Source organism: Thiomonas sp. (assembly GCF_054608695.1).
This window is the reverse complement of record NZ_JBTRXV010000005.1, coordinates 103750-112667: the sequence shown is the minus strand read 5'-3', so window position 1 is coordinate 112667 and position 8918 is coordinate 103750. Positions and strand designations below refer to the sequence as shown.

Below are 8918 nucleotides of genomic sequence, written 5' to 3'. Positions count from 1 at the left end.
GACGGACCTGAAGGGCCACGAGGGCGTGGTGTTCGCCCGCACCTTCGGGCACAGTGTGCTGCTCACCCTGCTGCTGGGCTTGCTCGTCTTCGCCCAACAACACTGGCTATCCTGGATGATCCCGGCGCTGCCTGGCAAGTAAGCTGCGGCGAATCGCCAAACCCAAAAGGCCCGGAACGTTGCGGTTCCGGGCCTTTTTCATGTCCGGGGCCTGTGCGGGCCCGGGGTGGGCGCCGTTTGTGGGGCGCCGGGTGTTCAGTACGCCCCGGGTGGCGCGACATGGTTGCGCCAGTGCACGCGCGAAGCCGCGATGACCCGCCCCAGCGGCGCCTTGAGCGCATCCCGCCAGGCGCTGGCACCGGGGAAGCTGGGTTGCAGCCCGAGTTGGCGCAGCACGCGGTTGCACTGGTGCACCCGCGCCAGGTGGCGGGTGACGGCGGTGTAGAACACGACGCCGATGGAGATGGACACCCCATCACCCGGGCGCACCCAATCGGTGGTGGTGCGGGTCATGTGCGGCGAGGTGGCGGGGAAGTAGACGCCGTCGCCCGGACCGACGTCGAAATCGCGCCCGTGATCGCGCAAGGCGGGATCGAGCCGGACCTTGGCCAGCGAGCCGTGCACGATGAATTCCTCCACCTCGCGCGCGGACACCACGGCGCGGTCGCGGTGGTCGAACACGGTCATGATCTTGCGGCCGCGAATCTGCAGCCAGAAGTTGTTCTCGCGGTCGATGTGGAAGGGCGTCACCGAAGGTGGTGCGGAAATGAAGATGAAGCCGGCGACGCGAAACAGCCCCGGCTGCGACGGCTCGATCAGCGGCCGGGCGCTGGCCATGACTTCGTCGAGAAAGGCGGCGTAATGCGGGTCGGTCTGCACGTTGTACAGCGCCACCCACGAGCCGGGCTCCTCGATGCGGGCGAACACCGCGTCGATGTCTTGGCCGTCAGGCGTCTTGGGGGTGTGAAAGAACTCCGAGGTTTGCGAGCTGCCGGGGCGAATGAAGCGGCACTGCCGGCTGGGCATGAGGTCGTGCGCCAGCTGGGCCAGACGGGGCAGTTGCATCAGCGGGTGGCGGTCGAAATCGTGCCGGATGGGGCTGATGCGGTGGCTGGAAAACTGGGCCGGATCGACAGCGTGAAGGTGCCCTTGCGCCTGCGCGAGCAAAGCGTCTTTTGGGCGGTCCAAACCCGACCCACAGACATCCGATGTTTGCACCAAGCTCATAGCTTCTCCCCTTGATCATTCATGCGCGCCCACTTGCGAGCAGAGGCTCGGGGCGGAGCGGTTTATCGTCCGTAGCCTAGGCTGAGAAGGGCTTTAGGGCATCCCGTTTTAGCGGGGGGTCATTTGTCGAATCAGTCTGAAATTGCGACTTTTGATCTGCATGAACGCCACCACCCCTCCGCAAGCGTTCGCCGCCGCGCCGCTTGGTGTCCTGCAGTTTGGCGGGAAAGGGGCGGTTCTCGGTTCAATCGTGCTTGGCAACGGTTACTTTTTTGAAAACAAACCCTCTGAATGAAGTAAACGAGAGTTCTGGATGCAAAATTACATTCATCTTATGCTCCACACATTTCCATCGGTCTTGTTCATCGTACCCAATTTTCTTCATGGAGGCGATGAATGAACTTTCTCGCTCAATCTTGCATGGATAATATCCACTACCACCGCCACTCTCAATCGTTACAAATTCGCTTGCCGGCGACAATGGAATTTTGTTGACAATGATGTATTCGGGCCTTGCGTTGTATTTTTCTAAAAGCTCATGTAATTTCTCTTCTATGTAATGAATGGCTCCGGAGGTATAAAAAATATCGGCTTTTTGCATCAGTTGCTGGTCAGTTGTAAAAAATAGGTGTTCACCGTCCAGGTGTTCTTTTATTCGATTGCCGGAATCTACGACTTCGGGTAGCTCGCATACAGTCCATAGCAAATTAGAGGAGAAAGTAAAATATTTTGAAAATGCATAATAGCTAACGCCGACAGAGCCGCCAAAATCAAATATAGTCGTGAGATTCTTTGAATTAAGTATGTTGTAAAGCCAAAACAATACTGGATAGTCATGGGAACTTAACTTCATTCGTTCCTTCAGCCACTCGTCGTGATTGAGCTTGAAACCAGCGGGAATACTATATTTTTTAATATACTCGTTCGCTTCTCCGAATGAATTAAATGCACCTAGATGTGTGGCGTACCAACCAGGCTTCGCAAAAAAATTTCGCTGTGCGCGTGCGTCAAGGACGAATGTTGGCGTTACAGATTTCAGAAGACTTTTTATTCTTGTCATAATGTGAATGAAAAACAGATGAAAGAAGTCGAAGTGTTCCCTGATCACACATCCCCACCCACTTGCGAGCAGAGGCTTGGAGTGGAATGGTCTATCGTTCTAGCTTAGGCTGAGAATGGCTGTTGTGCACCCCGTTTTAGCGGGGGATCGTTTGTCAAATCACTTTGAAGTGGCGACTTTTATCCGCATGGACGCCACCACCCCGCCGCAAGCCTTTGTCGCCGTGCTGGCCGGGGCCATGCTGCACGCGTGCTGGAACGTGGCAGCGCGCCGGGACCGGCATCTGGAAACCGCGCTGGTGGTGGCGGGAGGCGCGGTGCTGGCCCTGTCGGCATTGCCCTTTTTGCGCCAGCCAGCACCGGCGGCATGGCCGCATCTGTTGTTCTCGGCCTTGCTGCATGTGGCTTACTTCGGTCTGCCGGCTGCGGCGTATGCGCGTGCCGGTGTGGCCGTGGCGCCCCAGCTGGTGTTGCTGGCGGCGGTGTGGTGGTTCGCCGAGCCGCTGACCCCCGTGGCCTGGATCGGCGTCATGGCTATCTGCGCCGGGGTGCTGCTGATGCGCAGCCGCTGGCGGCCCGGCGAAGCCGAGGCCAGCATCCCCGCCCTGGCCAATGCCGTGGTCATCGCCGCCTACACCCTGAACGGTGCCGCCGGCGCCCGCCTCTGCAGCGCATTGGGGGCTTATGCCTTGTGGATCTTCCCGCTCACCGCGCTGCCGACCTTGGCGTGGCTGCTGCGCGGCAGGTGGGCTTCGATGGCGCCCCGACGCTTGCTGGAGAGTTTGCGCTGGACCGATCTGCAGCGCGGCTTGGGTGGTGGTGCAAGCAGCTTGGTGTCTTATGCGCTGGCGCTGTGGGCCATGACCATTGCCCCGGTGGCGCCGGTGGCGGCATTGCGCGAAACGTCCGATGCTGTTTGGCGTGGTGCTGGCCCGCCTGGTGTTGCGCGAGCGCCCGCCGGCGCGCGCCTGGGTTGAGTGCCCCACCCGTTCGGTGTGGCGGAAATCGATGGTTGGGAGGGGCGCACCAACCCTGTTGTCTCAGTCGCAACCACTACTGGCGCGCTTCGCGCAAGCTGAACAGCAGGTAGTTGTCGGCGGATTGTTGCAGCCGGATTTGCACCGGCAGGTTTTGCAGCGCGGGAGCCAGCCAGACCTCGGCGCCGAGGCCGTGGGAGTCGGCCGGGTGCGCGAGGTGCCAGGTGACGAGCGGGCCGACGCCGGTTTGCAGCGTGTCCTGCCCGAGGATGGTGAAGTCCCAGGTGGTGGTGCCGCTGGGCCGGGCCACTTCGAAGGCCAGATGTTGGCCGACGCGGAAATCCTGCGGCTGGGTGCTGAGCTGGTGGGCGAGCTGCATGAAGATGCTGGCGCTGTCCTGCAGGTGTTGCGACAGCGGCATGACGGTGCTGATGGCGGAGAAGCTGAGCGTGCCCTTGTCGCGGTTGAAATTCACCGCCTTGCGCCGCGTGAAGATGCGCTCGACATAGCGGTCGGGCGCCAGCCAGTTGCCGTCGATGCGCCCGGTGCTGGTGTAGGAAAAACTGACCAGCGCGGCGCCGGAGATTTCAAGCCGGTAGCTGTTGCCGTCGCGCACCCACAGCAGCGCGCCGTCGCCATGCAGAGGGCCGCGGTAGTTGCCACTGAGTTCATAGCGCAATTCGGTCGATGGCGGCCAGCCGAAGGCGTCGGTTGTGGCGGGTGTCGAAGCCGGCGCCGATGCGGTGGAACTGGCTACCTCTGCTGTTGTTGTCGCGGCGGGCTGGATGGTCCCGGCGGCACTGGCTGGCTTCGCCGCTTGGGAGGCGCCGCCTGGCGCCGTCCCGGTCTGCATGCCGGGCTTTGTGGACGGCGCACTCGACGCGACCGCCGGCGGGGTTGGCGTCGCAGCCGGGGCGGGGAATGGCGGTGCCGATGGCGCCATCGCGGGCGGACGCGAAACCGCCACCTGGCCGGACGCATCCCCCCCACCCAGGGAGCGCGCCACGGGCGGCGCGGACTCCACCGGCGGCGGCCCCATGCCGGTCTGGGTTTGCGAGGCCGCGATCTCGGGCCGGGACGCTGCCGCCTGGGGGGAAGCCGGTCTCAGTTGCAAGCCGCGCGCAGGCTCGGCGGCATGTGGCGCGGCGGCCGTGGTGGGTGCGGGCGTGGCACTTGGGGCCGGACGGGCGCTGGGCATGAGCAGGCGCGCGAAGATGGGCTCGGGCAGGCGCCCGGGCTCGATCGGGGCGAAGGCATCGCCCAGCGCGTGCAGCGCCAGGGCATGCAGCACGAGCACCAGTGCCAGCCAGACCCCCATCAGGCGCCAACCCGGCCCGCCTCCTGGGCTTGGGGGTCGGGCGCGTGTTGGCGGATGTGGTCGCGGCATGTGCGCATTGTGCCGCGCGGCTCGACGCTCGCGCCCGAGGCGAATCGGCGGGACGGGCATGTGGTCGCATGCGGTGCGCGCTTGGTCTGTCGTGTGTCGCCGCCGGAGTGCAAGCTCGCGGCTTTTGCCTGCACACCCCGAGTCCGACGCGCTCCTAGAATCGTCCGGATCCTTCAGCATCGCGGCCAGCAGGCCCCCATTCCATGAAACTCGCAAGCCTCAAAGACGGATCGCGCGACGGCCAGCTCGCCGTGGTGTCGCGCGATCTCAAACATGCCGTGTTCACGCAAGGCATCACCCGATTGCAGCAGGCGCTGGACGACTGGGATTTCGCCGCACCGCAATTGCAGGACTTGTCGGACGCGCTCAACGCCGGGCGCGCGGCGCAGGCTTTCGCCTTCGACCCGGCGCAATGCATGGCGCCGCTGCCGCGCGCCTACCAGTGGGCCGACGGCTCGGCCTATCTCAACCACGTGGAGCTGGTGCGCAAGGCGCGCGGTGCCGACATACCGCAGAGTTTTTTCACCGACCCGCTGATGTATCAGGGCGCGAGCGACCACATGCTGGGTGCGCGCGATGCCATCGAGGCCGCCAGCGAAGACTGGGGCATCGACTTCGAGGCCGAGGTGGCGGTGGTCACCGGCGATGTGCCGATGGGCACGACGGCCGATGCGGCGCTGGAGCACATTCGCCTGGTGATGCTGGCCAACGACGTGAGCTTGCGTCATCTCATTCCCCCCGAACTGGCCAAGGGCTTCGGCTTTTTCCAGAGCAAGCCCGCCAGCGGTTTCAGCCCGGTGGCGGTCACGCCCGATGAGCTCGGCACGGCGTGGAAAGGCGGGCGTCTGCACCTGGACATGCGGGTGCACTGGAACGGTCAATTGGTGGGCTCGGCCAACGCCGGGCCGGAGATGCGCTTTCACTTCGGCCAGCTCATCGCCCATGTGGCCAAGACGCGGGTGCTGGCGGCGGGCAGCATCGTCGGCTCCGGCACGGTGTCGAGCCAGGACCGCGCGCGCGGCTACTCCTGCATCGCCGAGCTGCGTGCGCTGGAGATGATCGAGCATGGCGAGGCGCGCACCGCCTTCATGCATTTCGGCGACAGCGTGCGCATCGACATGCTCGACGCGCAGGGCAAGAGCGTGTTCGGCGCCATCGAGCAGAAGGTGGTGCAGGCCGGCGCAGCGTGATGCTGCGCCGGCATCAGGCCGGTGTCAGGCGCCGCCGTGGTCAGGGATGCTGGTTGCCGTAGCGGATGCCGGCCTTGACCGAGGCGATGGCCTGGTCGATCTGGGCGATGGCATGCACCCGCCATCCGCCCTTGTTGGGGATGGCGACTTGCAGCTGTTGGCGCGCGGCCACCAGCGCACGCAGGGCTTCATGCATATGCGGCTGCGGCGCGGCGCTGGCCAGCGGCAGGCCGGCGATGAGCGCGCTGCCCAGGGCGATGGTGGCGATGATTTTTTGCATGCAATAACTCCTTGAGATGGGCCTGCGGGCGACAGGTTGTTGGTTGGCTTTGCCTGCGGGCGATGGTTGCGGGTTTGCGTTTCGCCGTTCACGCCATTTGGCGGTTTGGGCTTGGCTCTGTAACGTTGCGGCGCGCCGCATTGCGACAGCCTGCGGCCTGTCGATGTAAGCGCTTGTCACCACGCGCAGCCAAGCCATGTTTCCAAGCCCTGCAGGCGGCGCTATGCTGGCCGCATCGCTTGCGAGGCCCGCCATGAACCCCTACACCCAAGGTCAAGCCATGCCCGGCATGGAGTTTTTCCAGTCGCTGCTCAAGGGCTCGGGCATGCCCACGGGTTTTGCCAGCTGGATGGCGCCGACCATGGACCCGAAGGAGCTGGAGCAGAAGATCACCGACTTGAAAGCGGTGCTGCAATGGCTGGAGGCCAACGCGCGCCTGACCCAGGCCACGATTCAGACCCTGGAGGTGCAGCGCATGACCTTGTCGGCGCTGAAGACCATGAATGTCGATCTGGGCGATCTGGCCAGTCGCATGACCGAGGCCATGCAGGCCGGCGCCCAGACCATGGGCGCTGCGGCCGCGCCGTCGGCCGGTGGCGCGACGAACGCGGAGGAATCCCAAGCGGAGGATGAGCCTGAGCCCGAAGCGGTTTGGGACGAAGAACCAGAGCCTGAATCGGAGTCCGGGGCGGCAGCGCAGCACGCCACGGCCGAGTCGTCAGGCGCTGCATCAGCCCTGCCAGGCGTGATGGACCCGATGCAGTGGTGGAATGCGGTGAGCCAGCAGTTCTCCCAGGTGGCGACGCAGGCGTTGCGCGAAAGCCCCTGGCCCATGCCGCCGGGTGGTGCTGCGGCTGGCGTTGCCGGTGCATCCGAATCGCCGCCTTCGCCTGCGCGTCGATCCGCCAGCAAGCCCGTGGCGCGCAAGCCCAAATCCGCCGTGCGCGGCTCCGGTGGTCGGGCGGCGTCCAAAGCCGCGGCCAAATCCCCAGCCAAAGCCGCCGCCAAAGTCTCGACCCAAGCCCCAACCCAGGGCGCCCCGAGCTCCGTGCGCAAGGCCGCCGGTGCGCCGCGCTCGGCAGCAAGCAAGACGCGGCGCAAATAACACGCTGCAGCGTGCAGGCGCAGAGCAAAGGCTGCAAGCGACGGGTTTGCTGCTGACGTGGCTTGCCGAAGGTTGGACAAGACTCTGGCTCAGCGCTTGAGCGTGACCCTTGTCGGCGTCCGGCTCTTGGCAGCCATCCGCACCTGGCCGCAGCCGTGGCGTGAAAATAGCGTCGACAAGCCCTAGCATCGTGCCCTTGTGGAGTCGGCCCGGTGTCGTCCGGCCCGTTCGATCCAAGCCCTTCGTTTCACCATTCTTCATGCGCTTCATCACTGCCCACTCAAGCCACACCCACTGGACCGCCGCGTTGGAGCAGGCGCTGGGCCAAGTGGCGCGCGCGCGAGCGCAGCCCGACACGATTGCGCGGCCGAATCTGGGCATCGTCTACTTCACCGAGGCTTTCGCCCCCGCTGCCGAGGCGCTGCTGGCGGCGTTACGCGCCCGCACCGGGGTGGCCCACTGGGTCGGCGGCGTGGGCGTGGGCATCGCGGCCGATGGGCAGGAGTATTTCGACCAGCCCGCGCTGGCTTTGATGTTGCTGCAAATTCCCTTGCGCGACTTCCGCGTGTTCTCCGGACTCAAGCCGCTGGCACCGGCATCCACGGGTTGGCGCGGCGCCGAGACCGCGCTGGTGCATGGCGACCCGGCGACGCCGGACATGGATGACCTGGTGCGCGACATGGCTGGGCGCACGGCGTCGAACCGGGTCTGGGGCGGCCTGGTGTCGTCGCGCCAGGCGGCGGTGCAGATTGCCGACGGCGTGTTCCGAGGTGGCATTTCGGGCGTGGCGTTTTCCGCGCGGGTGGCCTTGGCCGGCGGGCTCACCCAGGGTTGCGAGCCGGTGGGGCCGCCGCGTGCCATCACCCGCTGCACGCAGAACGTGATTTACGCCCTCGACGGCGAACCGGCGCTGGGCTTGCTGCTGCGGGACCTGGGCGAGGAGGTGCTGGAACTTCCCCGTCTGGCGCCGCGGCTGCGTGCCACCCTGGCGGGACTGTCGCCGGGCGTTGCCGAGGCGCGGCCCATGCCGCGCCACATAGGCGCGGAAACCTCCATGCGCCATCTCATCGGCGTGGACCCATCCGGGCGCGGCGTGGCCATTGCCGGCTCTCCCGAGCCGGGCATGCTGTTGCGCTTTTGCCGGCGCGATGTGCACGCGGCGCGGCGTGACCTGATCCGCCTGTGTGCCGAAGTGCGCGAGGAACTGGAGCAGCGCCGCGAGGCGCGCATGGCCACCACGTTGCCGCATGCCGCCGCCAGCGCTGGTGCGTCCCGGGCTTCGGTGCCGGCGCGTGGGGCGGTCTACGTGTCATGCACCGGCCGTGGCGGGGCGCATTTCGGCGGACCTTCGGCTGAGCTGGCGTTGGTCCGCCAGCATCTGGGCGACATGCCGCTGATCGGCTTTTTCGCCGCCGGGGAAATTGCCGGTGACCGCCTTTACGGCTACACCGGGGTGTTGACCGTCTTCAGCGAAGACCCGGCAATGTAAGTGCTCGCTTAGCTTGCGGCCAAGCCTGGCTAGGCTCGCGAGCAGCCAAGCCGGCGCTGCGGCCGGCGCCAATGGAGCAGAAGGCGCAGAGGGAGGCGGTTGCGCCAGCAATGCAGCCGGCAGCCATGCGCCAAGCCCGAGCAGAACAACCAGCGGCCAGATCAGAGGCCTGCCGGCCCTGCGGCCCGATGGCGATGACCAAAG

The 8918-nt window shown here is 65.5% G+C and carries 8 protein-coding genes; 4 read left to right on the top strand and 4 right to left on the bottom strand.

The window, feature by feature from the left end:
• Nucleotides 1–255: 255 nt before the first annotated feature.
• A complete protein-coding gene (locus ACYCUK_RS04380; protein ID WP_461593612.1) occupies nt 256–1227 on the bottom strand; it encodes a cupin domain-containing protein in 972 nt (323 codons plus the stop codon).
• A gap of 244 nt (nt 1228–1471) precedes the next feature.
• Nucleotides 1472–2287 carry a methyltransferase, TIGR04325 family gene (locus ACYCUK_RS04375; RefSeq protein ID WP_461593611.1) on the bottom strand — a complete coding sequence of 272 codons (816 nt, stop codon included), beginning with the start codon at nt 2285–2287 and terminating at the stop codon, nt 1472–1474.
• Between the two features lie 187 nt (nt 2288–2474).
• Here ACYCUK_RS04375 and ACYCUK_RS04370 point away from each other — a divergent pair, with 187 nt between their 5' ends.
• The gene (locus ACYCUK_RS04370) at nt 2475–3263 is read left to right on the top strand and encodes an EamA family transporter (protein ID WP_461593610.1); all 789 of its coding nucleotides are present in this window, start codon (nt 2475–2477) and stop codon (nt 3261–3263) included.
• A gap of 76 nt (nt 3264–3339) precedes the next feature.
• Here the strand turns inward: ACYCUK_RS04370 and ACYCUK_RS04365 are convergent, their stop codons facing one another.
• Nucleotides 3340–4650 (bottom strand): DUF3108 domain-containing protein, encoded by a 1311-nt coding sequence (locus tag ACYCUK_RS04365; RefSeq protein ID WP_461593609.1) that lies wholly within the window; start codon nt 4648–4650, stop codon nt 3340–3342.
• A 203-nt stretch (nt 4651–4853) separates the two neighbouring features.
• On the opposite strand from ACYCUK_RS04365, the gene ACYCUK_RS04360 reads away from it, so the two are divergent.
• Nucleotides 4854–5840 (top strand): fumarylacetoacetate hydrolase family protein, encoded by a 987-nt coding sequence (locus tag ACYCUK_RS04360; protein ID WP_461593608.1) that lies wholly within the window; start codon nt 4854–4856, stop codon nt 5838–5840.
• A 40-nt stretch (nt 5841–5880) separates the two neighbouring features.
• Here ACYCUK_RS04360 and ACYCUK_RS04355 read toward each other — a convergent pair whose 3' ends face one another.
• Nucleotides 5881–6120, bottom strand: a complete 240-nt coding sequence (locus tag ACYCUK_RS04355) for a hypothetical protein (protein WP_461593607.1) — start codon at nt 6118–6120, stop codon at nt 5881–5883.
• A gap of 253 nt (nt 6121–6373) precedes the next feature.
• On the opposite strand from ACYCUK_RS04355, the gene ACYCUK_RS04350 reads away from it, so the two are divergent.
• Together ACYCUK_RS04350 and ACYCUK_RS04345 are read left to right on the top strand one after the other, a co-directional pair.
• Complete coding sequence (locus ACYCUK_RS04350; RefSeq protein WP_461593606.1) at nt 6374–7225, top strand: PhaM family polyhydroxyalkanoate granule multifunctional regulatory protein; 852 nt, start codon at nt 6374–6376, stop codon at nt 7223–7225.
• A 259-nt stretch (nt 7226–7484) separates the two neighbouring features.
• Entirely contained in the window at nt 7485–8714 is a 1230-nt protein-coding gene (locus tag ACYCUK_RS04345) for an FIST signal transduction protein (RefSeq protein WP_461593605.1), read from the top strand.
• The last annotated feature ends 204 nt before the right edge of the window (nt 8715–8918 follow it).